General features: G+C 63.3%; 27 protein-coding genes. 18 read left to right on the top strand and 9 right to left on the bottom strand.

Features of this window, described 5'->3' with window-relative positions:
- Positions 1-44: 44 nt before the first annotated feature.
- The 9 genes from I6F31_RS01820 (at position 45) to I6F31_RS01780 (ending at position 9,295) form a co-directional block, all read left to right on the top strand.
- On the top strand, positions 45-1,640 hold the full coding sequence (locus I6F31_RS01820; protein ID WP_225184592.1) for an amidohydrolase: 1,596 nt from the start codon (positions 45-47) through the stop codon (positions 1,638-1,640).
- 56 nt (positions 1,641-1,696) lie between these two features.
- Positions 1,697-3,055: an aromatic ring-hydroxylating dioxygenase subunit alpha gene (locus tag I6F31_RS01815; protein ID WP_225184591.1), complete on the top strand. Its 1,359-nt coding sequence runs from the start codon at positions 1,697-1,699 to the stop codon at positions 3,053-3,055.
- Positions 3,056-3,089: 34 nt separating this feature from the next.
- Positions 3,090-4,532 carry a glutamine synthetase family protein gene (locus I6F31_RS01810; RefSeq protein WP_225184590.1) on the top strand — a complete coding sequence of 481 codons (1,443 nt, stop codon included), beginning with the start codon at positions 3,090-3,092 and terminating at the stop codon, positions 4,530-4,532.
- 82 nt (positions 4,533-4,614) lie between these two features.
- On the top strand, positions 4,615-5,739 hold the full coding sequence (locus tag I6F31_RS01805; protein ID WP_225134249.1) for an ABC transporter substrate-binding protein: 1,125 nt from the start codon (positions 4,615-4,617) through the stop codon (positions 5,737-5,739).
- Positions 5,740-5,803: 64 nt separating this feature from the next.
- Positions 5,804-5,962, top strand: coding sequence for a hypothetical protein (locus tag I6F31_RS01800; RefSeq protein WP_157783994.1), 159 nt, complete (start codon positions 5,804-5,806; stop codon positions 5,960-5,962).
- Positions 5,962-6,831 carry a branched-chain amino acid ABC transporter permease gene (locus tag I6F31_RS01795; RefSeq protein WP_225134208.1) on the top strand — a complete coding sequence of 290 codons (870 nt, stop codon included), beginning with the start codon at positions 5,962-5,964 and terminating at the stop codon, positions 6,829-6,831. The genes I6F31_RS01800 and I6F31_RS01795 overlap by 1 nt, the downstream gene beginning before the upstream one ends.
- Before the next feature lie 16 nt (positions 6,832-6,847).
- A complete protein-coding gene (locus I6F31_RS01790) occupies positions 6,848-7,837 on the top strand; it encodes a branched-chain amino acid ABC transporter permease (RefSeq protein ID WP_109144604.1) in 990 nt (329 codons plus the stop codon).
- A 32-nt stretch (positions 7,838-7,869) separates the two neighbouring features.
- Positions 7,870-8,601, top strand: a complete 732-nt coding sequence (locus tag I6F31_RS01785; RefSeq protein WP_225112739.1) for an ABC transporter ATP-binding protein — start codon at positions 7,870-7,872, stop codon at positions 8,599-8,601.
- Positions 8,582-9,295, top strand: a complete 714-nt coding sequence (locus tag I6F31_RS01780; RefSeq protein ID WP_225143603.1) for an ABC transporter ATP-binding protein — start codon at positions 8,582-8,584, stop codon at positions 9,293-9,295. The genes I6F31_RS01785 and I6F31_RS01780 overlap by 20 nt, the downstream gene beginning before the upstream one ends.
- Positions 9,296-9,810: 515 nt before the next feature.
- Here I6F31_RS01780 and I6F31_RS01775 read toward each other — a convergent pair.
- Entirely contained in the window at positions 9,811-10,089 is a 279-nt protein-coding gene (locus I6F31_RS01775; RefSeq protein WP_036026108.1) for a hypothetical protein, read from the bottom strand.
- Positions 10,090-10,603: 514 nt separating this feature from the next.
- Between I6F31_RS01775 and I6F31_RS01770 the strand changes: the two genes are divergently transcribed.
- Positions 10,604-10,840, top strand: coding sequence for a hypothetical protein (locus I6F31_RS01770; RefSeq protein WP_225143605.1), 237 nt, complete (start codon positions 10,604-10,606; stop codon positions 10,838-10,840).
- A gap of 60 nt (positions 10,841-10,900) precedes the next feature.
- On the opposite strand, the gene I6F31_RS01765 is transcribed toward I6F31_RS01770, so the two are convergent.
- Entirely contained in the window at positions 10,901-11,659 is a 759-nt protein-coding gene (locus I6F31_RS01765; RefSeq protein WP_057026998.1) for an SDR family NAD(P)-dependent oxidoreductase, read from the bottom strand.
- 160 nt (positions 11,660-11,819) lie between these two features.
- On the opposite strand from I6F31_RS01765, the gene I6F31_RS01760 reads away from it, so the two are divergent.
- The 6 genes from I6F31_RS01760 to I6F31_RS01735 are packed head-to-tail and all read left to right on the top strand — an operon-like array spanning position 11,820 to position 17,700.
- Positions 11,820-13,085 (top strand): extracellular solute-binding protein, encoded by a 1,266-nt coding sequence (locus I6F31_RS01760; RefSeq protein ID WP_225143607.1) that lies wholly within the window; start codon positions 11,820-11,822, stop codon positions 13,083-13,085.
- Between the two features lie 3 nt (positions 13,086-13,088).
- Complete coding sequence (locus tag I6F31_RS01755) at positions 13,089-14,042, top strand: sugar ABC transporter permease (RefSeq protein WP_225143609.1); 954 nt, start codon at positions 13,089-13,091, stop codon at positions 14,040-14,042.
- On the top strand, positions 14,035-14,880 hold the full coding sequence (locus tag I6F31_RS01750; RefSeq protein ID WP_225143611.1) for a carbohydrate ABC transporter permease: 846 nt from the start codon (positions 14,035-14,037) through the stop codon (positions 14,878-14,880). Before I6F31_RS01755 ends, I6F31_RS01750 begins: the two co-directional genes overlap by 8 nt.
- A gap of 21 nt (positions 14,881-14,901) precedes the next feature.
- Positions 14,902-15,999 carry a Gfo/Idh/MocA family oxidoreductase gene (locus I6F31_RS01745; protein WP_225127516.1) on the top strand — a complete coding sequence of 366 codons (1,098 nt, stop codon included), beginning with the start codon at positions 14,902-14,904 and terminating at the stop codon, positions 15,997-15,999.
- A 10-nt stretch (positions 16,000-16,009) separates the two neighbouring features.
- The gene (locus tag I6F31_RS01740) at positions 16,010-16,654 is read left to right on the top strand and encodes a ThuA domain-containing protein (protein WP_036004213.1); all 645 of its coding nucleotides are present in this window, start codon (positions 16,010-16,012) and stop codon (positions 16,652-16,654) included.
- A complete protein-coding gene (locus I6F31_RS01735; protein ID WP_225171684.1) occupies positions 16,651-17,700 on the top strand; it encodes a LacI family DNA-binding transcriptional regulator in 1,050 nt (349 codons plus the stop codon). Before I6F31_RS01740 ends, I6F31_RS01735 begins: the two co-directional genes overlap by 4 nt.
- Positions 17,701-17,730: 30 nt before the next feature.
- Here the strand turns inward: I6F31_RS01735 and I6F31_RS01730 are convergent, their stop codons facing one another.
- Together I6F31_RS01730 and I6F31_RS01725 are read right to left on the bottom strand one after the other, a co-directional pair.
- Positions 17,731-18,618 (bottom strand): hypothetical protein, encoded by an 888-nt coding sequence (locus I6F31_RS01730; RefSeq protein ID WP_109144599.1) that lies wholly within the window; start codon positions 18,616-18,618, stop codon positions 17,731-17,733.
- Positions 18,619-18,884: 266 nt separating this feature from the next.
- A complete protein-coding gene (locus I6F31_RS01725) occupies positions 18,885-19,127 on the bottom strand; it encodes a hypothetical protein (protein WP_156446846.1) in 243 nt (80 codons plus the stop codon).
- Positions 19,128-19,310: 183 nt separating this feature from the next.
- Here I6F31_RS01725 and I6F31_RS01720 point away from each other — a divergent pair, with 183 nt between their 5' ends.
- Positions 19,311-20,498 (top strand): CoA transferase, encoded by a 1,188-nt coding sequence (locus tag I6F31_RS01720; protein WP_225173673.1) that lies wholly within the window; start codon positions 19,311-19,313, stop codon positions 20,496-20,498.
- Positions 20,499-20,500: 2 nt separating this feature from the next.
- Here I6F31_RS01720 and I6F31_RS01715 read toward each other — a convergent pair whose 3' ends face one another.
- Positions 20,501-21,223, bottom strand: coding sequence for a DUF72 domain-containing protein (locus I6F31_RS01715; RefSeq protein ID WP_225173674.1), 723 nt, complete (start codon positions 21,221-21,223; stop codon positions 20,501-20,503).
- A gap of 91 nt (positions 21,224-21,314) precedes the next feature.
- Here I6F31_RS01715 and I6F31_RS01710 point away from each other — a divergent pair, with 91 nt between their 5' ends.
- On the top strand, positions 21,315-21,539 hold the full coding sequence (locus tag I6F31_RS01710; RefSeq protein ID WP_225149985.1) for a hypothetical protein: 225 nt from the start codon (positions 21,315-21,317) through the stop codon (positions 21,537-21,539).
- 1 nt (position 21,540) lies between these two features.
- On the opposite strand, the gene I6F31_RS01705 is transcribed toward I6F31_RS01710, so the two are convergent.
- From I6F31_RS01705 to I6F31_RS01690, 4 genes are all read right to left on the bottom strand, one after another.
- Positions 21,541-22,689 (bottom strand): amidohydrolase, encoded by a 1,149-nt coding sequence (locus I6F31_RS01705; protein ID WP_225173726.1) that lies wholly within the window; start codon positions 22,687-22,689, stop codon positions 21,541-21,543.
- Positions 22,690-22,914: 225 nt separating this feature from the next.
- Positions 22,915-24,000 (bottom strand): mandelate racemase/muconate lactonizing enzyme family protein, encoded by a 1,086-nt coding sequence (locus I6F31_RS01700; protein WP_225173675.1) that lies wholly within the window; start codon positions 23,998-24,000, stop codon positions 22,915-22,917.
- Between the two features lie 172 nt (positions 24,001-24,172).
- Positions 24,173-25,375, bottom strand: coding sequence for a hypothetical protein (locus tag I6F31_RS01695; protein ID WP_225184589.1), 1,203 nt, complete (start codon positions 25,373-25,375; stop codon positions 24,173-24,175).
- 267 nt (positions 25,376-25,642) lie between these two features.
- The gene (locus tag I6F31_RS01690; RefSeq protein ID WP_225173677.1) at positions 25,643-26,836 is read right to left on the bottom strand and encodes a M20/M25/M40 family metallo-hydrolase; all 1,194 of its coding nucleotides are present in this window, start codon (positions 26,834-26,836) and stop codon (positions 25,643-25,645) included.
- Positions 26,837-26,857: the final 21 nt, after the last annotated feature.

The raw sequence follows: 26,857 nt of genomic DNA, 5'->3' as shown, positions 1-26,857 counted from the left end.
CGGCGTTTGCCCAGCAGCAGGAGGCCAATGCTCCCTCGCTTGCCTTGATCAACGGCAAGATTCTCACCATGGACGGTCAGTCAAAGGTCGCGGAAGCGCTTGCCGTTCGCGACGGAAGAATCTTGGCCGTAGGAGATGCGGCGACGATCAAGGCGTTGGCCGGAAATCGCACCCGCACGATCGACTTGCAGGGCAAGACTGTCGTTCCCGGGCTGATCGACACGCACGCGCATTTCAAGGCTGCCGGTCTGTCCGACTACGTCGTCAACATGAGCGGCGCCAAGACTGTTGCGGATGCCCTCGCAAGCATCAAGCAGTTCGTGGCGAAGAAAAAGCCCGGCGAGTGGATCATCGGAAGCGCCTGGCATCCCCCGTCACAGCTCGCGGAAAAGCGTTACCTGACACGCCAGGAAATCGACGGCGTCGCGCCGAACAATCCGGTCTATCTCCGGACCGTTGGCCACTTCTCGATGGCCAATTCGATGGCGCTCGAGAAGGCCGGCGTAACCAAGGCCACGCCAAACCCAAGCGGCGGATCGTTTGAGCGCGACAGTGCCGGTGACCTGACCGGCGTTCTGGTCGAGACGGCGATCGATCAGGTCGAAAAGACCGTTCCGGAGTGGACGGCGGACGACGAGTTTCGCCAATTCAAGCTCGCGGAAGGTGTGCTGAACTCGTTCGGGATCACCAGCGCCGTAGAAGGGGCCACCTCGCCCAGGGACATCGCGGCCCTGCAGCGCGTGGCGCAGGCCGGTGAAGCAACGCTACGGGTCGGTCTCATGTGGCGCCCGGAGCCCCCCGCCGAGAACGCGGCCTGGGAGGCCATCATGCGAGGCAACGGCGCCTCCTCCGGCTTTGGCGATGACTGGCTGAAGTTCGCCGGAATCAAGATCCTTTACGATGGCGGCATGACGCTCAAGACGGCGCTCATGCGCGAGGCCTATCCAGACTCGCATGATGGCTACCACGGCATTGCCCAGCAATCGCCGCAACGCCTCAAGGAGCTGGTGTCCATTTGCAATCGCCACAATTGGCGCGTGGGTGTCCATGCCGTCGGCGACAAGGGCATCGACCACGTCCTTGATGCATTCGAAGCGGCCGACAAGGAGAAATCGATCAAGGATCGGCGTTTCGTCCTGATCCATGGAAGCTTGATAGTGCCCGAGCAAATGGAGCGCGCGAAACGCCTCGGTGTCAGAGTCGACCTCCAGAACGTTTTCATGTGGGACAAGGCGGCCACCGTCGAGCGCTTCCTGGGTGCGGCGGTCGCCAATCGGGCCGTGCCCACGAAAACTCTCATCGAGAAGGTGGGGCTGAACAGCCTCGGCGCAGGCACCGACTTCCCGGTGAACACGATCAATCCCTTCATCAACATCTACGTCATGGTAACCCGCAAGGATCTCGCCGGACGCGTTTATGGAGCGAACGAAGCCGTCAGCCGCGAGCAGGCGCTGCGCCTCTACACCAGCGCGGCATCGCACTATATGTTCGAAGAGAACGAGAAGGGGACGATCGAGGCCGGAAAACTCGCGGACCTGACCGTGTTGTCGGCGGACCTCATGACGGTCCCCGAGGAGCAGATCAAAGACATCAAAGCCGACCTGACGATCGTCGGCGGCAAGATCGTGTTTCAGCGTTAGTCTGCGTCCCGATAGCATGAGGACGCATCTCGAAGCCGAGAGAGGAGATCCAAGTCATGATGAGCCAAGAGCAGAACGACCTCATTACCCGCATCGGACCGAAGGCGCCTGCGGGAAAGCTGATGCGGATGTATTGGCAGCCTGCTGCGCTCGTCGACGAACTCGCGGAGGGGCGCCCCATCAAGGCCGTCAAGCTTCTCGGCGAGAACTTCGTTCTGTTCAAGGACGAAACGGGGCGCTATGGCCTGCTCGATCGCGACTGCCCGCATCGGGGCGCCGACCTTGCCTTCGGCCGGCTCGAGAACGGTGGCCTGCGCTGCGCCTTCCACGGGTGGCTGTTCGACGTCACGGGACAGTGTCTCGAGACGCCCGCCGAGCCTGCAAACTCCTCGCTCTGCAAAAATATCAAGCAGCGGTCCTACCCCGTCGTGGAGAAGGGTGGAATCCTGTGGGCGTATTTGGGTGAAGGCGAGCCGCCCGCGTTTCCGGAGATCGACTGCTTCGCGGCGCCGGACGAATACACCTTCGCCTTCAAGGGCCTGATCGAATGCAATTGGCTGCAGGCGCTGGAAGTCGGCATCGACCCGGCCCACGCATCGTTCCTTCACCGGTTCTTCGAGGATGAGGATACATCGGCGGCCTATGGCAAGCAGTTTCGCGGTGCGTCGGCCGACTCGGAAATGCCCATGACGAAGGTCCTGCGCGAGTACGACCGGCCGATCATCAACGTCGAGCACACCGAATACGGCCTGCGGCTCATCGCCTTGCGAGAAATCGACGAGCAGCGCACCCACGTTCGCGTCACCAACCAGCTATTCCCGCATGCGTTCGTCATTCCGATGAGCACGGAGATGACGATTACCCAGTGGCACGTGCCCGTCGACGACGTGAATTGCTATTGGTATGCGATTTTCACCAGCTACGCCGCGCCCGTCGACAAGGCGAAAATGCGCGCGCAGCGCCTCGAGCTTTACGAATTGCCGGAATACCGCTCGCGGAAGAACAAGTCGAACGACTACGGCTTCGACCCGCACGAGCAGGCGACCGAGACTTACACCGGCATGGGTGCGGACATCAACGTCCACGACCAGTGGGCCGTCGAGTCGATGGGCGCTATTCAGGACCGGACGCGTGAGCATCTCGGGCAATCCGACAAGGCGATCATTCAGTACCGCCGGCTGCTTCGCCAGGAGATCGAGAAGGTGGCCTCCGGGGGCAAGCCGCTGTTGTTCCTCGACGCTGTCAGCGCGCGCAGCATCCAGGGGCCGGCCACAATGGACGGCATCGGTCCGACGAAGGGCTGGGAAACCTACTGGATGGAAGTGGACGTCAAGCGTCGTCGGGGCGCTCCCTGGGCCGCGCCGGTGCCCGCCGAGCTCGCCAGGAAGGTGCCTCACCTGACCGCCGCCGAATGATCCACGCCGGCCCAGCTCAGCAAGGGAGATGTCGTTGAGTTTCGTCGAAAAGCACGGTCTCTGGTCGGCCGAACAGAAGGAGGCTGCCATCCGCATGCGGCGGATGGCAGAAGAGCAGGAGTTGCATACGATCCGGCTCTCCTTTCCGGACCAGCACGGCATCTTGCGCGGCAAGGCGCTGGTCGCTTCCGAGGCGCTCTCGTCGATCGAGAGCGGCTGCTCGATAACGACGACATTGCTCGCGAAAGATACCTCTCACCGCACGGTGTTTCCCGTCTTCACCGCCGGCGGCGGGTTCGGGATGCACGAGATGCAGGGGGGCGGCGACATCTTGATGGTCGCTGATCCCACCACCTTCAAGGTTCTCCCCTGGGCACCAAAAACCGGGTGGGTGCTTTGCGACCTCTACTTCTCCGACGGACGACCCGTGCCCTTCGCCTCCAGGGGCCTGTACCAATCCGTGCTGGGGCAGCTCAAAGACCGGGGCTATGATTTCAAAGCGGGCCTCGAGGTCGAATGCCACATCTTCAGAGTCGAGAATCCCCGACTGGCGCCTTGGGACGCCGGCAGTCCCGGCCAACCGGGTGAGCCTCCGGAGGTCAGCCTGCTTTCGCAGGGCTATCAGTACCTGACGGAGCAACGTTACGACCAGATGGAGCCTGCGCTCGAGCTGATCAGGCAAAATATCGTGGCGCTGGGCTTGCCGCTTCGGTCGATCGAGTTGGAATACGGGCCGAGCCAGTGCGAGTTCGTGTTCCAGCCCACCGTCGGGATTGAGCCAGCGGACACCATGGTGTTGTTTCGTACGGCCGTGAAGCAGATCTGCAACCGCCACGGCTATCACGCGACCTTCATGTGCCGGCCGCGGATACCGAACGTGATGTCATCGGGGTGGCACCTTCACCAATCGCTGGTCTCCCGAACAGACGGCGTCAACGCGTTCATGACCAGCGAACCGGCCGGCCTGTCGAAACTTGGCAAGCACTATATGGCCGGGCTGCTGGAGCATGCCAGGGCATCCGCGGTCTTCTCGACGCCGACGATCAATGGCTACAAGCGCTACCGTTCCTATTCGCTGGCTCCGGATCGGGCGATCTGGGGACGCGACAACAGGGGCGTCATGATCCGCGTGCTGGGCGGTCCCGACGACAAAGCCACCCGGCTCGAAAACAGGATCGGCGAGCCGGCCGCAAACCCCTATCTTTACATGGCGTCGCAGATTCTGGCCGGCCTCAACGGCATTGATCGCCAGCTCGATCCCGGTCCGTCGGCGGACACCCCCTACGAGACCAAGGCGAACCTCCTGCCGACCTCCTTGCGCGAGGCGGTGTTCGCGTTGCGCGATGACCCCTTCTTCCGCGAGGCTCTGGGAGAGAAATTCGTCGACTACTACGTTTTTATCAAGAACGCGGAAATCGAGCGCTTCCAATCGACGGTCACCGAGTGGGAGCAGCGAGAATATTTCGAAATGTTCTGAAACAGCAACACCGAAGCGGGAGAAGAGAGATATGAGCTTGAGGTTTGGACTTGTTGGGGCCGTCGCGATTGCCACTGCCTGGATGTCGCCGGCGCAGTGCGACACCATCAAGGTGGGCATCATCGGCACCATGTCCGGTCCGTATGCCTTGTTCGGCCAGAACTTCAAGTACGGCATTGACGCCTGGGTGGCCAAGCATGGATCGAAAGTGGGCGATCATCAGATCGAGTTTGTCTATCGCGACGAAGAATCGCCGAACCCCGCCAAGTCGAAATCATTGGCTCAGGAGTTGATCGTCAAGGAGAAGGTTCAGTACATCGCGGGACTGTACTTCACTCCGGACGCCCTGGCCGTCGCTCCGCTTCTCGAGGAAGCGAAGGTGCCTATGATCGTCATGAACGCCGCGACGTCCGCGATCGTCGAGAAGAGCCCCTACATCGTGCGGACGTCCTTTACGATGTGGCAGAACACGGTCCCCGCGGCGAAGGTGGCGAAGGCCAGAGCGGCCAAGAAGGTGGCGATCGCCGTCAGCGATTACGGCCCCGGCATCGATGCCGAATCGGCCTTCAAAAAGACGTTCGAGGCAGATGGAGGCACCATCGTCCAATCGATCAGGATGCCGCTCAATACCACAGACTTCGGCCCGATCATGCAAAGGATCAAGGATTCCGGCGCAGACATGATCTTCACATTCTTGCCGGCCGGTCCACCAACCCTGGGGTTCGTCAAGGCCTATATCGACAACGGGCTGAAAGCGTCTGGCGTGAAGTTGTTGTCCACGGGTGATGTCGTGACCGAGCCCGATCTTCCGACTATCGGTGACAGCGGCGTAGGCATCCTGTCGACCTACCACTACGCGGTCTCGCATGACTCTTCAGAGAACAAAGCCTTCCTGGCCGATCTGATCAAGGCTGGCGCCAAGGCTGACGACATCACCATGGCGTCGGTCGCGGCCTATGACGGTGCTCGGCTCATCTACAAGATGGTTGAGGCCACGAACGGTCAAAAGGATCCGGACAAAGCCCTTGCGGCCGTGAAGGGCATGAAGTGGGTCAGTCCGCGCGGCCCCGTGTCGATCGACCCGGATACCCGGCATATTCGTCAGAACGTTTATCTGCGCGAAGTCGTGAAGCAGGACGGCAAGCTCCTCAACAAGGAACTGCAAACGTTCGATGCGCAGCCGGACTGGGGCCTGGCTAAGAACTAGGGCGGATCGCTCGCGATGTAAATCTCGCGAGCAATCTCTTCATCGTGTCGGATAAGGGCCCGGAATGAGTGGTCGGTCGCAGTCTATTCGCTTCGTCAACGGTCGCATCTATCGCGATGCCAGCGACCGGATGATACCCGGCTTGACGGACGCGCACATCCACCTGTTCGGGCTGGCTGCCGAGCGGCTCCAGATCCGAAAAGCCGCGGAAGCATTCAACTAATGGCGTGGACGGGTCTCAGCATCGGGCTAGATGCCCTCTCGTACGGCATGGTGCTTTTCATCATCTCCATCGGCCTATCCATCATGATGGGCCTGATGAGGGTCGTGAATCTCGCTCATGGCGCATTTGCGATGATCGGGGGATATCTCGCGTCTTTTGCGCTCAAGAACGCAGGAGTTGGATATCCACTCGCGATTGTCCTGGCCGTCCTCGGCACCATCGCGATCGCCTTTCCGCTCGAGTTTCTTCTCTACCGCCGGATTTATCGCAAGTCCGATGAGCTGACCCAGATATTGCTCACGATCGGCATCGCGTTCGTCATCATCGGCGTTGCCAACTACATTCTTGGCCCGACAACCAAATCCATTCCGCTGCCCGCGCTGCTGAGCGGTCCCGTTGATCTCGGCTTCCGAATGATCCCGGCTCATCGGATTTTCGTGATGATTTGCGGAGTGTGCACCGCGGGCTTGCTCTGGCTGCTGATCGACCGCACCGAGTTCGGGATCCGGCTGCGTGCCGCGGTCGACAACGGTGACATGGCCGAGTCGCTCGGAATCAAGACGCAGATCCTTTTTTCCGCGACCTTTGCGCTTGCGGTTGGCCTGGCGGCGTTCGGGGGCGTGGTGGGCGCCGAACTGTTGCCCGTCGAACCTTTTTACGCGCTCAGATATATGGTGACGTTCCTTGTCGTCGTCTCGGTCGGCGGGGCAGGATCGATCCCGGGCGCCGTGGCGGCATCGATATTGCTTGGCCTCGCGGACACGACCGGCAAGTATCTTGCACCCGAATATGGTGAGTTCTTCTTCTATCTTGCGGTCATTCTGGTCGTGTTTCTGTTCCCGAACGGCCTTTTGGGCAGGAGGCACTGACGTGACCGATCGAGCCATGGTCGATGGCGTGAGCCCGCCGCGTTTTTCCGTGCCGCTTGAGCTGCGCGCTGTCGCAATCACGCTGGCGCTCGGAGTGCTCGGCTACACGCTTTTTCCGGAGGACCTCGCGTTTCTGACGCGACTGATCAGCATCACGCTTCTGGTGCTGTCGCTCGATCTGGTCACGGGGTATTGCGGTGTCGCCACCCTTGGACATGCTGCGATCTACGGTGTGAGCGCCTACGTCGTGGGTAACGCATGCCTTGCCGGACATTCCGACCCCCTGCTGTTGTTGCTCGTGGGGGCGGTGGCCGGTGCCGTGATGGGGCTGGTCTCAGGCGTCCTTGTCACGAGGTTCAAGGGTCTCCCCCAGCTTGTGCTATCCATTGCCGTCGGACAGCTCGTCGCGGCGCTGGCCAACAAACTGTCCAGCCTGACGGGCGGAAGCGACGGATTGTCCGGCATTTCGCCTGGACGAGTCTTCGGGGTCTACGCGTTCGACATGTACGGTCGCACCGGCTACGTGTTCTCCGTTGCGGTGCTCATGGTCGTGTTCGTGGTGCTGCTTCGAATCGTGCACTCTCCGTTCGGCCTGCTTTGTCAGGCAATCAAGGATGACAGCCTGCGAGCTCGGATGATCGGTGCCCGCGTGTATCCCCGGCTCGTGCTGATGTATGGCGTGTCGGGGGTTGTTGGCGGAATTGGTGGTGCTCTCAATGCCATCAATACGGGCGTCGTGGGACTGGATAGCATCGGATTTGAGCGGTCGGCTGAAGCTCTCGTCATGCTGGTCCTGGGTGGCGCAGGCAGTCTCTGGGGCGCGCTGATCGGATCCATCGTCTTTCAAGTGTTCGAGCACTACGTCTCGGCTGCGAATCCATTCCATTGGATGACCATGGTCGGTGCGTTGCTGATCGCGGTCGTTTTGTTCGCCCCGAAAGGCCTGGTGTCCCTTGGAGGCTTGCTTGCTGGTCGCACCGCCTCGGTGATGAGGAGGCGCCCGTGAGCCGGCCGCTGCTCGAACTGCGAAACGTTTCGATGTCCTTCGGCGGGATGCGGGTCAACGATGATATTTCCTTCAGTATCGGGAAGGGAGAAAGGGTCGCGTTGATTGGCCCGAACGGCGCCGGCAAAACCACGCTCGTCAACGTCATCTCCGGCGACTTGACCCCTTCACAGGGCGCCGTCCACCTCGCCGGGGTTGATGTGACCGCACTACCGATTTCCGATCGCGTCGACGCCGGCTTGATCCGGACCTTTCAGATCACGAGGCTCTTCAAGAGCCTGACGGTCGCACAAAACGTCGCGCTCGCCGTGATGCAACGAAAGGGGCTCACGAGAAGCATGTTTTCCTCCCCGATGGATCGGCCGGACGTTCGTCGGGAGTGGGAGCGGGCCCTTGGAACGCTCGGTATCGCCCATCTGGCCGACAGGCAGGTCTCGCAACTGGCGTACGGTCAGCAGCGCCTTCTTGACCTGGCAATCGGGCTTGCTCTCGAGCCGAAGGTCCTGCTCCTGGACGAGCCCGCGGCAGGGGTTCCGTCAGAGGAGTCCTCCAAGATCATCGAGGCGATCGACAGATTGCCATCTGATATCGCGGTCTTGATGATCGAGCATGACATGGACCTGGTGTTCAAATTTGCCCGCCGTGTGCTCGTTCTCGCCAACGGAAAGCTGATCTTCCAGGGCGATCCGGCAGAAGTCACGCACCATCAGGAAGTCCGTCGAGCTTATCTAGGTAGCTACGCAGATGCCCGCCACGCGTCTTGAAGTCAAAGGTCTCAGTGCCGGGTATGGCCCCACCCGTATCATCGATCACATGTCGTTCGAGGTCTTGCCAGGAGGCCGTCTCAGCGTCCTTGGTCGAAACGGAGCCGGCAAGACGACCTTGCTCGCATCGCTGATGGGTCTGACGACCCATCATGGGGGAAAAGTATTCCTGGGCGAGGCTGATCTCACGGATACCAAGGCATCGACACGCGCTCAACGAGGTCTCGGTTACGTACCGCAGACACGCGACATATTTCGGTCGCTGACGGTGGAAGAAAACCTGGTCGCGGGTCTCAAGGATCGAGGTCGAGAGGCACTTGAAGAGGTCTACGTGATGTTTCCGAGGTTGGCCGAACGTCGACGCCATTTCGGGACGCAATTATCGGGCGGCGAGCAGCAGATGCTCTCGCTCGCCAGGACGCTGCTGGGAAGGCCTTCAGTTCTCCTCTTGGATGAGCCGCTCGAGGGGCTCGCGCCGGTGATCTGCGATCAGATCATGGAAATCATCACCGCGCTGGCGAGTTCTGGTGAAATGACCATCGTTTTGGTCGAGCAGCAGATCGAACGAGCGCTGCGCTTTGCCGATCATGTCATGGTGGTTGAACGCGGCAAAGCGGTCTGGAGTGGTGAATGCTCGCACTTGCGCGACGACCCCAAGATGGTCGAGCGCCTGCTCGGTGTTGGGGTGCACTGAGGCATGCGGCTTCCTTGTCATTGAGACAATGGGCAAGCTCGTATCACCCTTGCCCCGTCGGGGCGGCGGGGCTTGGCCGTAGGGCTCGCCCGGAAAGGCGAACCGGCAGCACGATCGCACGCCAAAGGGCCGGACAAGTTGATCCCTTGCCGCAAAGCGCTCAAGGACGACCGCAAGCGCTGTCAGTTCAGCCTTCCAAGCAGTCTTCGGATGATCTTCCGCAAGTTTTCGGCGTACTCATCGACGACCTGACGCCTCTCGGCCGATGGCGGCAGCTGACATTCGTCGTTCCCATCCGGCGACGGAGGATCCGTCTTGGAACTCCCGCGCATGATCGAGGCGATCGGCTTTGTCACTTTCACGGGAAGTCTGACCTCTGATGCACGACGCGCGTCGTTCAGGCTAGGTGCCAATTCCATCTGCGGCCTTCACACAAGTTAAGTCGCCGGAGCGGGTCGATCTGCATGGCTCGTCGCCGACGCGTGGCGCCGCAACATTTTGCAAATCGCGGCGCGCTAGGTGCACGAGGCGGTCGGATCGCACTTCGGGCAGCGGCCGTCGGCGGCTGCGCCGAGCTGGCGCCCGAGCTCGGCCCTGAGAGCCTCCTTGTTCCATTCGGCGCCGTCGCATCTGACGATTCGCTTGGCGCGCTCGAAGGCGTGACTCTCGGCGGCGTCATCGCCGATGCGGACGATCACGTCCCGATGGAACGGGCAGGCCGTCGTCGCGCGGGTCGTCTCCAGGGCGTAGCGCACGACCTCGGTGAGATCGTCGGTGTCAATGTCGGCAAGCATGTCGGTTCTCCTGATCGGCGTCCTCCCTTGTCCAGACCATGCACTACCTTCGACGAAAACCGGCCTCGGGCTCGATGGGAGCGCCGAGGCCGATTGTTCGCGTGGCTCTTCCATCCAGGGTCTGAACTCGTCCAGCAAACCCGCGCTGCCGATCTTCGTTCCATCGAACTCTTCGGCGGAGCCGCTCTCCGGCCTGCTCCATGTTCGCGGTCTTCTGCACTCTCCGTGAAAGCGGCGCCGGAAAGGCCTCGAAATCCAAACGTCGCTCGCTCCGGCAAAGGGGACCTCGAAAAAGCGTTCCCGATGCCGACACAAGACTATCGTCGGCGTCGCAAACATGTCTTGATCCAGCTCAAGGGAGGCGGCGGTATTTGACCGAACGCTTCTCGATCGGCAAGCCGCTTACAAGCGCTGCGCGATGTCTTCACCGCTGCTCGCGTCAATCCGTTCAGGACATCTGCGTAAGTATTGGACCGCAATTTCCAGGTCGCCGCGCCGGGCGCATATCTCCAGCATGGAGCGCAACGTCATCTTCAAATGCCCCCGCACGGGCATGAACGTGCAGCACTGGATTCCCGGCACAGGCTCCGACGCCGCGGACACGCACGTCCCGGTCCGGTGTCCCGCTTGCGCCTCGCTGCACTTCGTCAATGTCGCCAGCGGCAAGACCTTGAGCGAGGGCATCGGTCGGCCTCGCGCGACCACGGCGCCAGCCGGTCTCGGCGACCGGCTCGATCCATCGCGGCCTTGACCGCGTGAGCTCCGCCCGGCCGCGTCCGGATCGGATCTTCCGACTGATCCCTAGGGCATCTCAGACCCAGCCGCCATCGACGATGTAGTGCTGGGCGGTGCAGGCGGAGGCCTCGTCGGAGGCGAGGAAGACGGTGAACTTCGCAACCTCGTCCGGCATGAGCCGGCGCTTCAGGCATTGTCGCTGCTGCAGCTCGATCTCGCCGGCCGGCGTCATCCATTTCTCGAGCTGCCGCTCGGTCATGATCCAGCCTGGCGCGATCGCATTGACGCGGATGTTGTAGGGGCCGTAGTCGCGCGCCAGCGAGCGCGTCAGCCCGATCACGCCTGACTTGCTCGCGGTGTAGGCGGCCATGCCGCCTTGTCCTGCGATCCACGACACCGAGCCGAAATTGACGATGGCGCCGGCATTGGCCGCCTTCATGTCCGGCAACACGGCCTGAGATGCGAAGAACTGGTGCTTCAGGTTCACCGCGATGCGGTCGTCCCAATAGTCCGGCGTCATCTCCTCGGTGTTGTGCCGCTCGTCATGAGCGGCATTGTTGATCAGGATGTTGATCGGGCCATGAGCCTTGCGTGCCTCGGCGACGCCGGCACGCAGCGCGGGTATGTCGGTGAGATCGACATGCTGGAAATGCGCAGCCAATCCCTGCTCGGACAGCTCGCGCGCCAGGCGCTGTCCCTCCTCGACCTTGATGTCGAAGAACACGACCTTGGATTTCTGCTCCGCAAAGCGCCGCACGATCGCAGCGCCGATTCCGGCTGCGCCGCCGGTGACGAGTACGACCTTGCCGGCGAGGTCGGAATAGATCGCAGCCATGGGCACCTCGTTTGTTGCGGCCGGCGCGGCAGGCCGCGTCGACTCTTTCGCAAACCATAGCCATTCCATTGGTGAGGTGCATAGATCAGAATTTGTGTTGCGCACCTCAAAAATTGAGGGCAGGATTGCGCCAAAGAATAAAGACGGTCGGGAGGATGTGATGAGATTGCTCGGGAAACTGGGACTCGCTGCTGTCGCATGCCTGCTTTGGGCCAGTTCCGCGTCAGCCGACACCACGGTCAAATGGCTGCACATCGAGGTCAACCCGGCCCAGGTGAAGATCTGGGAGGAGGTCGCACGCAGCTATGAGGCGTCGCACCCAGGTGTGAAGGTCGAGATGCAGTTCCTCGAGAACGAGGCCTACAAGGCCAAGCTGCCGACCATCCTGCAATCCAAGGATCGGCCGCACATCATCTATAGCTGGGCCGGCGGAGTGCTGAAGACCCAGATCGAGGCCGGCGTCCTGGCAGACATCACCGATTCCGTGAAAAGCGGCGGCTACAGCGACACGATCGCACCGGCAGCGCTCGCGGCTTTCACCAGCAACGGCAAGGTCTATGGCCTGCCGACCGCGCTCTCGCAGGTCGGCTTCCTCTACAACAAGGACTTGATGGCCAAGGGCAATGTCGACGCGAGCAAGATCAAGACATGGGACGATCTGCTCGGCGCAGTGAAAACGCTGAGGGCCGCGGGCGTGACGCCGATTGTGGTTGGCGGTGCCGATAAATGGCCGCTGCATTTTTACTGGACGCATCTCGCAGTGCGCATCGGCGGCAAGCCGGCCTTCGATGCAGCACTGAAGGGTGAGAATGGCGGGTTCGCCGGCGAAACCTTTCAGAAATCCGGCGAGCTGTTCAAGCAGCTGGTCGATCTCCAGCCCTTCCAGAACGGCTTCCTCGGCTTCAAGAATCCGCAGGCCGTCGGCTATTTCGGCGACGGCAAGGCCGCGATGATCCTGGCCATCTCGTCCTTCTATCACACCCAGCGCGCGCTTGCCGCCGACAAGGTCGGTCTCGGCGACGACAAGCTTGGCTGGTTCGATTTTCCGGTCGTACCCGGCGGCAAGGGCGAGCCGTCAGACACGCTCGGCGGCATCACCGGCTGGTTGATCACCAAGGGGGCGCCCAAGGAAGCCACCGACTTCCTCAAGTTCTTCATCTCCAAGGACGTGCAGGCGCGGCTTGCCGCCGGCAACTTCATCGTTCCCGTCGTCAAGGGCGGCGAAGCCGGTCTCAACAGCGCCTTCATGAAGCAGATCGCGGCCAATCTGGCGAAGTCCAACTATCACCAGAACTTCTATGATCAGAGCCTTGGCCCCTCGGTCGGTCGCGTCGTCAACGACGTCACGGCCGAGATCGCCGGCGGCAGCATGAGCCCGCAGAACGCAGCGAAAGCCATCGAAGCGGCGTACAAGCAGGGTAACTGACCGGTGGCGCGACGGATCGCGATGTCGTCGCCGATCGGCGTCGCCGGTGAGGCGGCCCCCCAGGTCGGGATTCGTGGCGCGGTTCGTGGCCCCGGCTGGGATGGCCGCTTCACCGTCCTGATCCTGTTCCTGCCGCCCGCGCTGCTGCTGTTCACGCTGTTCGTGGTGCTGCCGATCGGCGAGGCCGCCTGGTACTCCGCCTTCAACTGGAACGGGTTCGGCAGGCCGACCAACTGGATCGGCCTCGACAATTACCGCTTCGTGCTGGAGACGCGGGCCTTCTGGCTCGCGCTGCGCAACAACGGGCTGATCATTGCGGTCTCGCTCGCCGTCCAGCTGCCGCTCGCGCTGACCCTGGCATTGATGCTGGCCGAAAAGTTTCGCGGCGCCGTGGCGCTGCGCATGCTGTTCTTCATGCCCTATATCCTCGCCGAGATCGCGACGGGGCTGATCTTCAGCTTCGTCTATGACGGCGATTACGGCCTCGTCGCCTCGATCTGGCGCACGTTCGGCGCCGAGCCTCCGCATCTCCTGGCCTCGACCGACACGGCGATGCTGGCGGTGCTGATCGTGGTGGTCTGGAAATATTTCGGCTTCCACATGATGCTGTTCATCGCCGCGCTCCAGAGCCTCGACAAGAACCTGGTCGAGGCCGCCCGTATCGACGGCGCGACGCGGACGCAGACGCTGCGCCACGTCGTGATCCCCTTGCTCTATCCGACGATCCGCCTGTCGGTGTTCTTCGCCATCATCGGATCGCTGCAGCTGTTCGATCTCGTCATGCCGCTGACGCGCGGCGGGCCGGCCGATTCCTCCAACACGTTGGTGAGCTTTCTCTACAACAACGGCATCTCGCGCATGCGGGTCGGCTATGGCAGCGCCATCGGCGTCATCCTGTTCGCGATCTGCGTGACCTTTGCCTTCACCTACAAGCGATGGTTCATGCGCGATGAATAGTGCCGGGGCTAGAAGCGCATTCGATCCCGCAGCGCTGTTCAAGGCGCTGTTCCTCGGCTTGGTCGCGATCTTCGTCCTGGTGCCGCTGCTCGCGACCTTGCTCGGCGGCTTCAAGTCGCTCGGCGAGCTCCGTGTCAATCCATTCGGCCTGCCCGCACAATGGGAGTGGCAGAACTACGCCGACATCCTGTTCTCGGCGCGCTACTGGCAGCTACTGCGTAATTCGCTTGTCATCTCGACGCTGGCGGTGGCGCTGACCCTGATCACGGCTTCGATGGCCGCGTTCACCTTCGCCCATGTCCGGTTCTTCGGCTCATCGATGCTGCTCAGCTATCTGACGCTGGGCCTGCTGTTCCCCGCCGCGACCGCCGTGCTGCCTCTGTTCATCAAGGTGCGCGATCTCGGCCTGCTCGATACCTATTTCGGCGTCGCGCTGCCGCAGGTGGCGTTCAGCCTCGCCATGAGCGTGCTGCTGCTACGCCGTTTCTTCAAGGACATCCCCTATGAGCTGCTCGAGGCGGCGCTGGTCGACGGCTGCAGCTACATCAAGTTCTTCCGCTATGTGACGCTGCCCTTGTCGCGTCCGATCCTGGCGACGGTCGGCACCATCACCTTCGTCAACAGCTGGAACGCCTATCTGCTGCCGCTGGTGATGCTGAACACCGACGCGCTGTATCCCTGGCCGCTCGGCATCATGGTCTACCAGGGCGAATACTCGTCCGAATGGCACCTGATCCTGGCCTTCATCACACTCACCATCCTGCCCACGATCATTCTGTTCCTGCTGGCGCAGAAGCACATCGTGGCCGGCCTCACCGCGGGCGCGGTCAAGGGATGAGCCGTATTCTGAGGAGATAACATGAGAAAAGTCGGCATCGGAATCATCGGCTGCGGGGTGATCAGCACCGCCTATCTCAAGGCGGCCCAGCGCTTTCCGGTCATGGAGGTCAGGGCGCTCGCCGACATGCGCAGCGAGATTGCGGAACGCCAGGGCGCGGCCTTCGGCTTGCCGGGAATGCGGGTCGACCAATTGTTGAAGCGAGACGACGTCGAAATCATCGTCAATCTCACGGTGCCGCTCGCCCACACCGATGTCAGTTTGGCGGTGCTGAACGCCGGCAAGCACGTTCACTCGGAGAAGCCGCTCGGCATCAATGTCACTGAGGCGCGCAAGGTCATGGAGCTTGCCGCGCAGAAGAACCTGCGCGTCGGCTGCGCGCCCGACACGTTCCTTGGCGGCGGCCATCAGACCGCGCGCAAGCTGATCGACGACGGCGCGATCGGCACGCCCGTCGCGGGCAGCGTTTTCTTCGGCTGCCCCGGCCACGAGCGCTGGCATCCGGCGCCTGGCTTCTATTACCTGCGCGGCGGCGGGCCGATGCTCGACATGGGGCCGTATTACATCACCGATCTCGTGCAATTGCTCGGCCCGGTCGCCAGCGTGATGGGCTCGACCGCGCGCCCCAAGACCGAGCGCCTCGTGACCAGCCAGCCGATGAACGGCGCGCTGATTCCGGTCGAGGTCCCGACCCATGTCGCCGGGACGCTGGAGTTCGAAAGCGGCGCCGTCGTGTCGATCACGATGAGCTTCGACGTGCCGAAACATCGGCATGCGCCGATCGAGATCTACGGCGACAAGGGCAGCATGCTGGTGCCGGATCCAAATCGCTTCGGCGGCGAGGTGCAGGTGGCGAAGACCGGCGGCGAATGGGAGGCGATGCCGCTGACGCACGGCCACGTCGAGGGCGAGTTCCGCTCGATCGGCGTCGCCGACATGGCTGGCGCGATCCTGAACGACCGGCCGCATCGCGCCAGCGGCGCGCTCGCCCTCCACGTGCTGGAGGTGATGGAGGCGTTCCAGACTTCCGCCGACGAGGGCCGCCGCGTCAAGATCGAGAGCCGCGTCGAGCGGCCGGCGATGCTGCCGGCGGGACGCGAAACCGGACAGATCGATTGAGGGTATGACCATGCGCAAGGCAATGATTGTATGGGGCGGCTGGCCGGGACACGATCCCGATCTCTGCGCGTCGATGATCCGCGGCTGGCTGAAGGCGGAAGGCTTCGAGGTGCGGATCGAAACCACGACGGCAGCCTTTGCCGATCCCGCGATCCACGATCTGTCGCTGATCATACCGATCTACACGATGTCGAAGATCGAGAAGGCGGAAGCGCTCAACCTCTGCGATGCGGTGCGCAGCGGCGTCGGGCTTGCCGGCCACCATGGCGGCATGTGCGATGCTTTCCGCGAATCGGTCGATTACCAATTCCTGTGCGGCGGGCAGTGGGTCGCCCATCCCGGCAACATCATCGACTACAAGGTCGACTTGACGAAGCCGGACGATCCGATCATGACGGGTCTGAAGAGCTTCGAGCATCGGTCTGAGCAATATTACATGCATGTCGATCCCGCCATCGAGGTCCTGGCAACGACGACCTTCACCGGTGAGCACGCGCCCTGGATCGAGGGCGTGGTGATGCCGGTGGTGTGGAAGAAGCGCTATGGCGCCGGGAGGGTATTCTATTCCTCGCTGGGCCACCGCGCCTACGAGCTTGACGTGCCGGAGATCCGGACGTTGATGACCCGCGGCATGCTATGGGCCGCGCGCGAATGACTGAAGGCGCGACCCAGCCGGTGCTTCGGGCCACGCTCGAGGACGTCGCGCGCGCGGCGGGCGTTTCGCTCGCCACCGTCGATCGCGTCGTCAACCGGCGCGAGGGTGTCCGCGCCAAGACCGTCGCGCGCGTCGAGGCCGCCGTGGCAAAGCTCGGCTATCGCGCCGATGTTGCCGCGGCGCGGCTCGCCCGCGGGCAGACCTTCCGCTTCGCTTTCGTGCTGCCGACCGGCAGCAACAGCTTCATGACCAACCTCAGCGAGCAGGTCGCGCGCACCGCGGACTGGCTCGCCGGCCATCGCGGCTTCATCGACATCCACCATGTCGACGTGTTCGACCCCGATGTCCTTGCCCGTGCGCTGGAGAACCTCTCGCCGGCCTATCAGGGCGTCGCCGTCATCGCGCTCGATCATCCCCGGGTGCGCGCCGCGATCGACGAGCTCGTCGCGCGCGGGGTTGCCGTGGTCACCCTGGTGTCGGACGCGCCGAGCTCGTCCCGGGTGCATTATGTCGGGATCGACAATCCGGCCGCGGGCCGCACCGCCGCCACGCTGATGGGGCGCTTCCTCGCCGGGGGCGAGGGCACCGTCGCCGTGATTGCGGGATCGTTGTCGCTGCGCGACCACACCGAACGGCAGTTCGGCTTCCACCAGATCCTGTCGAGCGAGTATGCGAGCCTGTCCGCACTGCCTGTCATCGAGGGGCGCGACGACAGTGACCGCACCCGGGACCTCACGGCCGCGCTGCTCGCCCGCCATGCCGATCTCCGCGGCATCTATTGCTGCGGCGCCGGAAACCGCGGCATCGCCGATGCGCTCGAGGCCTCGGGCCGCGCGCGCGAGGTGGTCTGGATCACCCATGAGCTGACCGAGCACACCAGGCGGTTCCTGGTGCGCGGCACGCTCGACGCCGTCATCAACCAGGATGCCGGCCATGAGGCGCGGTCTGCGGCGCGAGTCCTGCTCGCGCATTGTTCGGGCGAGCCGATCAGCCCCGACCAGGAGCGCATCCGCATCGACATCTTCCTGCGGGATAATTTGCCGTAGCGTGAAGCGCACGGAAGCGCCGCGCGAGGACTACCCCTCGTACTGATCCGGCCCCATCGCCCAAGCCGACTCGTCGTGGCCGAAGGCGTAGTTGCGGTTGTTGAGCGCCGGATTGCGATTGACCATCGGACGCATGAACATCGGATGGGTCACTGAGCGAACCTCGTGCTCGACCGTGAACAGCTTCTTGCCGCTGTCGAGGTCGACGATGTCGCAGAACCGGTACTGGTATTGATTGTCCTCGCGCGAGATCAGCTTGCGCGCAAGCAGCTTGCGGTAGGGGCCGGAGAAGTCCGTGATGTACATCTGCACGTGGTGACCGTCATAGTCGGCTTGCGGCCGGTCGGTCTCGCGAAACAGCAGATGCTGGTTGCGGCCCGTCTTCACGGCGGCCACAGTGCCATCGCCGTTCCGCAAGCTCGCGGGCATGCCCATGACTTCAGGGTAGAAGGCGCAGATGCCGGCTGCCGATCCCATAGGCACGTCGAACTCGACATAGGGAATGCCGAGCGCGATCCGGCCGAACCGCGCGGCGTCGGGCTCGTAGCAGCGCAAACGGTTACCCCAGGGGCAGACCGCCTCGACATGGTCGTTATGCTCGGTGAATGCGAACGCGGTGCCCTCGAGTTTCTTCGCGACCGTTGCAAGCCGCGCCAGCAGCGCCTCGCGGCCTTCGATGACGAGGCCAATATGTCCGCGCAGCACCTGCGGCCGGCCGCTCGGCAGATGAAACTGGCTCCGCCCGGCATTGATCCACATGTTGGTGTCGGACACCATCAGATAGGGATCGCGGGTGAGCCCGAGCCCGGCGACGTAGAACAGCGTGGCGAGGCGCTGGTCCGGGACCTGGATGTTGACGTGCTCGAAATGGATGGCGTTGCCGAGATCTTCTGTGGATCGATCGAATTGCTGCGGCATCGTTGTGCGCTTCTCGCTGGGGGATAAACGCGTGCATCTTAAAGCATAGATTCCGGCCGTCGAATGCTTTCGCCGGCCCCGTGCCATGCGATGCGAGGTGCGGCTGACGCCCTGAAGAAATAAGAAAAATACAAGGTCAAGAACTAGCCGCCTTTCGGCGGCTAGTTCTTTGGAGGGATACTCCTCCCGCGTCGTCACCTAACCGTGATCGGAAGCACATCGGAGGAGGCCGCCCTGGAGCGGTCTCTTCTTCTGCGGATTGCCCGTTATTGGCCCCGCAGTTTTTCCCCGGTCTTTTCTCCGTGATCGGTGGAGCTTTTGACTTTGCTGCCGGACGTCTTGCCGGCGCCGGTCGTCGTCTTGGGGCCGCCCTTGCCAGCGTCATTCGCCATGCTGTTATTGGTCCGATCAACGCCCGCGCTCCCGGCGCCGCCGCCACCTTGGGCCAAAGCAATCGTGGAAGTCACAGCCAACGCAGCAGCAGTCGCAATCGTCGCTAGTTTTTTCATCGGGTTCTCCTTGTTTGGACTAAAAAAACCAAGCCTCCGATGCTCGAATCGTTCCTGGCGCCTGCTCCTTTGTCGCAAGACCTGAATCCGCGCCGTCATACATGAGGGCCGGCCCATGCCTGTCTTGATCTTGCCGTGGCAGCCAGTCCCTGTAATCTCCTTGGAACAACAGGGAAGAAGCCGATGGGAGGAGTCTTGGAGGGCGTGCGCGTGCTCGATTTCGGGCGCTATATCGCCGGGCCCTATTGCGCGACCTTGCTGGCCGAGTTCGGGGCCGAGGTCATCCGGGTCGAGAAGCGCGACGGCAGCGAGGATCGGTTCGTCGCGCCGGTGGGCGAAGGCGGCGAGGGCGCGCTGTTCCTCCAGATCAACCGCAACAAGAAGGGCATCACACTCGATCCAATGAAGGCGGAAGGCCAGGAGGTGATGCGCCGCCTGATCGCGACCGCGGACGTCGTGGTCGCCAATCTGCCGCCGCAGACCCTGCGCGCGATGAAGCTCGATTACGACTCGCTGAAAGAGATCAAGCCGGACATCATCCTGACCACGGCGACCGCGTTCGGCGGGCCTGGCCCGTGGTCCGACCGCGTCGGCTTCGACGGCGTCGGCCAGGTGATGTCGGGCTCGGTGTACATGACCGGCACCGGAGATCCGCCGTACCGCGCCGCGGTGAACTGGGTCGATTTCGGCACCGCGCTGCACTGCGCGTTCGGCACGCTCGCCGCGCTGATCGAGCGCGGCAAATCCGGGCGGGGACAGATCGTCGAGGGCGCGCTGCTCGCAACCGCTTTGTCCTTCACCAATGCCACGCTGATCGAGCAGGCCGTCATCGACGTCAACCGCGTGCCGACCGGCAATCTCGGCCAGACCGCGGCGCCCGCCGACATCTACCGGACCAAAGACGGCTGGGTGCTCTGCCAGGTCACCGGTCATCCGTTGTTCAAGCGCTGGGCGCGGCTGATGGGCGAGGAGGATGTGTGGCTGAACGATCCGCGCTTTGCCGACGACATCAGCCGCGGCAATAACGGCCGCATCATCAGCGAGCGGATGGCGCGCTGGTGCGCCGAGCGCACCACGCAGGAGGCCGTCGACACGCTGGGCGAGGCGATGATCCCGACCGGTCCCGTGCTCTCGCCGCAACAGGCGCTGGACCATCCGCACATCCGCGCCGCCGGCTTCATGCAAGACGTCGACTATCCCGGCCTGCCGAAGCAGGCCCCGGTTGCCCGCGCCGCGGTGCGGCTGTCGGAAACGCCGGGCGAGATCGCAAGCCGCCCGCCGACACTCGGCGAGCACACCGACCGCGTTCTCGCCGAGCTCGGCTATGATGCGGACGAGATCGCGGCGCTTCGGCAGAGCGGTGTCATCTAGCGTCACAGCAGCTGCTTCAGCGCCTTGGCATCGGCCGGTGCTGCGCTCTTCTGGTCGTTGTCGAAATAGACGTAGACGTCGCAGCCCTGCCGCTTCCACGACTTGATGCGCTTGGCCCATTGCGCCAGCGTGGCCTTGGTATAGTGCCCGTGATAGCGCCCGCTTGGCCCGTGTCCGCGCACATAGACGAAATCCGCTGTGCGCTTCCACGGCGCCGGCGCGTCGTGATGATCGGACAGGCACAGCGAGATGTTCTCCTCCGCCAGCATGCGCAGGATGCGCGGCTGATACCAGCTCGGATGGCGGAATTCGAAACTGTAACGCCGCTTTCGCGACAGCAGCTTGAAGAACGAGGCGAGCCGGTCCGCATTCGCCTCGAATTGCGGCGGCAGCTGGAACAGGATCGGGCCGGCCTTGCCGCCGAGCCTGGAGATGCGGTCCTCCAGCAGCTCGAGGCTGTTGACGGAGCGCTCCGACAGGCGCTTCCAATGCGTGATGAATTTCGACGCCTTCCAGGCGAACACGAAATCGCGGCCGGTCTGCTCCCGCCATCCCGTCACCGCCTCCAGCGTCGGCGTACGGTAGAACACCCCGTTCAGCTCCGTGGTGTCGAACTGCCCGGCATAGTAGCTGAGCTGCTGCTTCAGCGTCACGCCCTCGGGGAAGAACGGGCCGCGCCAGGAGGCGTAGTGCCAGCCCGAAGTTCCGATCAGAACGCGCGCCATGTTTCACGTACCATCCGTTGCCATTTGCCAGAGGGAACGTCCGTGCGGCCGATACGTTTCTCGTGAGCATCAACGGTGAGGACCGGAACCGATGTACGCGCTGTTCGAAGGCGACAAGCAGATCGGTAATCCCTTTCCGACCGAGAAGGAAGTGTGGGAAGCTGCCTTGATCGAGGGCCTCGTCACGGACGTCCCCATTGCGGACGAGGAGGGCGGCCACATTCTGCCGGCCGGCTATCACGTCGAGCGCATCGAAGAGACGGAGGAGACGTTCGCGCCGCGGCCCGATTGGAAGCTGCCGCGCGAGATCTCCTAAGTCAGTTCGTCGCCAGCGCCGCCTTGGCCACTTCCGCCATCCAGCTTGATGCCACGGGCAGGATCGCATCGTTGAAATCGTAGCGCGGGCCGTGCAGCTCGGCGCCGTCGCGCAACTCGCCATTGCCGATCCAGACGAAGGCGCCGGGCCGCTGCTGCAGATAATGGGCAAAATCCTCGCCGGCCATGCTGGGCGCGAGATCGCGCCGCACCGGCGCCTGGACCTTCTCCGCGGCGATGCGCGCGAGGTCGGCCTCATCAGGCGTGTTGATCACGACGCCGACACCCCAGACGATCTCGGGCGTGACCTTGACGCCGAAGCTGGTCGCGATCCCGGCGCAGGTACGCGTGATGCCGTCGAGGATGACGTCCTTGACCGCTTCGCGGTGATAGCGCAGCGTGCCGCGGATGGTGACGCGTCCGGCGATCTGGTTCGGCGCGGTGCCGCCTTCGATCGTGCAGAGCGACAGCACGGCGGTGTCGAGCGGATCGACGCCGCGCGAGGTGACCGCTTGCAGCGCGACGATGAGGTGCCCGGCCGCCACCACGGGATCGCGCGTCAGATGCGGCATGCCGGCGTGCCCGGCGTGGCCCTCGATCGTGATGGTGATGCGCCCGCCGGAGGCCATGACGACGCCGTCGTGCACGGCGATGGTGCCGGCGGCAAGGCCCGGCCAGTTGTGGAAGCCGAATATCCGCTCCATCGGAAAGCGGTCGAACAGCCCGGCCGCGACCATCGCCCGCGAACCGCCAAAGCCTTCCTCGGCCGGCTGGAAGATGAAATCGACCGTGCCGCTCCAATCGGTATCAGTGGCGAGCAGCGCCGCAGCGCCCAGCAGCGCGGCGGTATGGCCGTCATGGCCGCACGCATGCATCACGCCGGATGTCTTTGAAGCATAGGGCAGGCCGGTATCCTCGGTGATCGGCAGCGCATCCATGTCGGCGCGCAGGCCGACCCGCCTCTGCGCATGGCCGCGCCTCAAGGTCGCGACGATGCCGTGGCCGCCGATTCCAGCCTCGAAGGGAATGCCGAGCTCGGTGAGCTTGTCCTGCACGAAGGCGGCCGTCTCCTTCTCCTGGAGCGACAGCTCCGGGTGGGCATGCAGATGCCGGCGCCACACGGTCAGTTTCTGGTGCAGTTCGGGGGACAAGGCAGGGGTCTTTCGCAAGGTGTCGGTTGCCGTCAGCATAAAGGATTATCACCGCCATGCACCCTGCGCCTTGGAATGCCTCGCGTGCAGCAATGTGCGCTTTTTCCGTCATTCCGGGGCGCGCCTCTTGGCGCGAACCCGGAATCCATCGTGCAGCGAGCTCCGCGGCCCAACAGATTCCGGGTTCGCGACTTCGTCGCGCCCCGGAATGACGAGCAATGGGTGTTACGCCAGCTTCGCCAGCCCCTTCCAGTCAAACCCGATCCCATGCCCGGGCCTGTCCGGCGCCAGCGCCAGCCCGTCCTTCAGCACCAGCGGATGCTCGATATACTTGTCGAGCCCGAAGCCGTGCGCCTCCAAATAGGAGCGGTTCGGGCAGGCCGCGAGCAGATGCACGGTGATGTCGTGCGCGCCGTGGCTGGTGACGGGCAGGTTGAACGCTTCCGCCAGCCGCGCGATCTTCATGAAGGCGGAAACGCCGCCGCAATTGGTGACGTCGGGCTCGGGATAGGACACCGCACCACTGGCGATGTAGTTCTTGAACTCCCACAGCGAGCGCAGATTCTCGCCCGCCGCGATCGGCACGCCGCCGGCCTGCATGATACGCAGATGGCCGGCGACGTCGTCGGGGATGATCGGCTCCTCCAGCCAGGTGAGGTCGAAAGGAACGAAAGCGCGCGCGGCCCGGATCGCCTCCTCGACCGTCCATTTCATGTTGGCATCCGCCATCAACGGAAAGCCGTCGCCGAGATGCTGCCGCATCGCGGAGATGCGCGCGACATCGGACTTGAGGTCGGGCCGGCCGACCTTCATCTTGATGGCGCGAAATCCCTTGGCGAGGTTGCCATCGGTCTGCTTGAGCAGCGCATCGACGGAGAGATCGAGGTCGATGCCGCCGGCGTAGCACGGCACGTGCGCATCGAAGCCGCCGAGCAGGCGGTACAGCGGCAGCTTGCCGCGCCGCGCCTTGAGATCCCACAGCGCGATGTCGAGTGCCGAGAGCGCCAGCACCGCCGGCCCGCCGCGCCCGCCATAATGCAGCCCCCACCAGACATGATGCCAGATCGCCTCGGTGTCGTCGGCCTCGCGCCCTTCGACCAGCGGCGGGATCTCGCGCTTGAGAATGTCGGCCACAGCCCCGCCGTTGCGCCCGACCGTATAGGTGTAGCCGACGCCCTCGGCGCCATCGGCATCGCGGATGCGGCAGGTGAGCAGCTCGAACGCCGTCATGTCGCCATGCGTGGAGTCCGACAGGGTGATGGGGAGGGGGATCCGGTAGAGCCCGGTCTCGATGTTTGCGATGCGCGGCATGGTGCCTCCCTGTCTTTGGTTCTTCTTCTTCGTAGGGTGGGTTAGCTAGCGGATGCGCGAAGCGCAGTCCGCTGGCGTAACCCACCTCTTCTGTCTCTGCGGATACGAACAGTGGTGGGTTACGCCTAGCGGTTTGCGCTTCGCGCAATCCGCGGGGCTAACCCACCTTACGCTAGACTATGAAGTCAGTCGCCTCCAGCGAAGCCGCATGCACTCCGCTCAGGGTGATGGTGTCATTGGCAGTGAGCTGAATCACCGCATTGCCCGAGCTGTCATCGCTGATGAGGCCGGACAGGGTCGCCCAGTCGGCAAAACCGTAGTCGTGCAGGTTGATCACGTCGAGTTCCCCCGCGGTGCTGCCGACCGCGATGTTGCCTTGATTGAAGTCGTTGATGACGTCGTTGCCGGAGCCGGCCGTGAAGACGAAAACATCGTTGTTCGGTCCGCCCCACAGCTGATCATTACCCGCGCCGCCGTTCAGCGTGTCCGTGCCGCCGGTGATAGAGCCAGGGGTAGATGGCGCATAAGTCCGCGCATCGCCGTAGAGATGATCAGTGAACTCTCCGCCATTGAGGATGTCATTGCCGCCACGCGCACTGCCGGACATGTTCATGGCGTCGCCAATCAGCTGGGAGCCGTAGACGGCCGGCGGCGGCTCGCCGCCATTCGTCACGAAGGTCAGGGTATCGTTGCCACCCTGGGCATTGTCGGTCAATGACGTGAGCGAATCGCCGGCCAGCGTTCCACCTCCGATCGCCATGCCGCTGCTGATGCCGAGCGTGAGGTCGTCGTTGCCACCGATTGTATTGCCGGTCATGGCACCGATGGCATCCCCACTGAGGGTCGCCGTGCTTTCGTATGCATATTCGAATACGTTCAGCGTGTCGTTGCCGCCATGCGCGTTGTCGCTCATGGATCCCCCGGCATCGCCGCTGAACACGTTCTCGAAGGCGCGCCCACCGGTCACGCCTGTCAGCGTGTCATTGCCGCCTTGCGTGTTGCCCGACATGTCGCCTCCGGCATCTCCGTAAATGGAGATGTTGGAGCGGAAATTGCCGCCGGCGTCGGCGGTGAGCGTGTCGCTGCCGCCTGCAGCATTGCCCAACATGGTCTCGGCGTCGCCCATAATGGTGGCGCCGCTAAAGGGATAATCCACCTTCGCCGTGAGCGTGTCGTTGCCGCCGTGGGAATTGCCCTGCATGACCGTGTCTTCGCCGATCAGCGTAACGAACACGTCCGTGTTGAGGATGGTTGCCGTCACCGTGTCGTTCCCGCCCCAGCCGTCGATCGGGAAGTTGGGATCTCCGACGATGGTCGCGGTTTGGCTGAAGTCCGGAAAGGTGAGGATCAGGGTGTCGTTCGGCATCGCGCGCATGGCGCATCACTCCCATTTCATGTCAGTCGCGTGACTCTGAAAACAGCGGAGGTCTCGGCGAGACGCACTGCGGTCACGCTTGGATCTGAATCTACTTGGAGTTGATGGCGGAGGTTTGCTCCTGACTCGGTTTGATTGCGGCCGAGGAACCGCGTGACGGTGCTCGCCATCGATGGCAGCACGGGACAGGCGCGGACTTCACGGAAGCCGCGATCGACCCGTTAGATCAGAGCCGTGTTGAAGCGCGATGACGTGCCGTTTGCCATCTCACCGCATCGTCGCCAGCTGCACCGCCAGCGCGCAGGCGCGGTCGTATTCGTCGAGATTGATCCATTCGTCGACCGTGTGTGCCTCGTTCTGGCCGGCACCGAAGGTGACGGTCGGAACGCCGTGGCGGACCATCCAGTTGGCATCCAGGCCGCCATTGGCGGCCCGCACGTTCGGGCTTCCCCCCACCGCAGACACCGCCTCGATCGCGCGTTTGACCACCGGCAGGTTCTCCTTCATGCGGAACGGATAATAGTCGGTCTCGGCCTTGAACTTGACCTTGCCGGACTTGCCTTGCGCGTTGGTGACCTTCTTGGCCGCCTTCTCGAACGCGGCCTTGTAGGCCTTGGTGATCTCCTTGAAGAATTTTCCATCATGGCTGCGGCTCTCGCCGCGCACATGCACGTAGTCGGTGACGACGTTGGTGGCATCGCCCGCGGGGCGGCCTTCGCCGCCGGTGACCGGGCCGACATTGCTGGTGCCTTGCCTCTTGCCCTTCACGACCTTGCCGAACCAGCCGCCGGCCTTCACGTCCGCAAGCGCCAGCGCCATGATCATGGTCGATGAGATGCCGCGCTCCGGTGCGACGCCGGCATGCGAGGCGCGGCCGAAGATCTCGACGGTCCAGCGGTCGGCGCCGACGGCCCCGATCACGACATTGGAGGCCGAGCCGCCGTCATAGTTGAACGCCATCACCGGCTTGCCGAGCTCGTCGAGCTTGACGTGGCGCGCGCCATAGAGACCGCTCTCCTCGCGTACGCAGAACAACAGCGTGATCGGCGGATGATCGAGCTTCTGCTTTTCGAGCTCGGCGGCCAGCGTCACCAGTACGCCGCAGCCGCAGCGATTGTCGCCGCCGAGCGCGGTCCTGGCGTCGTTGACGATCTTGCGCCCGGACAGCTTTGGCTTCGCACCGGCGCACAGCGGCACCGTGTCCATGTGGGTCATGAACATGATGCGTGGATGGTTGTGCAGCGCGCCGCGGCCGGGCAGGTCGACGATGAGGTTGCCGGTCTCGGTCGGCACTGGAATGCGCGTGTTGGCGTCGTCGAGCCGGATCGCCTTGGCCGGCACGCCGCTCTCCTTCAGCGCAGCCGTGAGCTCCCGCCCGATCGCCGCCTCCTGTCCGGTGACGCCCTCGACAGTGAGGAAGCGCATGAGACGATCGGTGGCGGCTTTGGTGTCGACGGGCATGGACTCGAATTCCCTTGATGC

Source organism: Bradyrhizobium sp. NBAIM01 (assembly GCF_020194115.1).
Classification (GTDB): domain Bacteria; phylum Pseudomonadota; class Alphaproteobacteria; order Rhizobiales; family Xanthobacteraceae; genus Bradyrhizobium; species Bradyrhizobium yuanmingense.
Note: the sequence above shows the minus strand (reverse complement) of the source record. Positions and strands in the feature narration are given on the sequence as shown.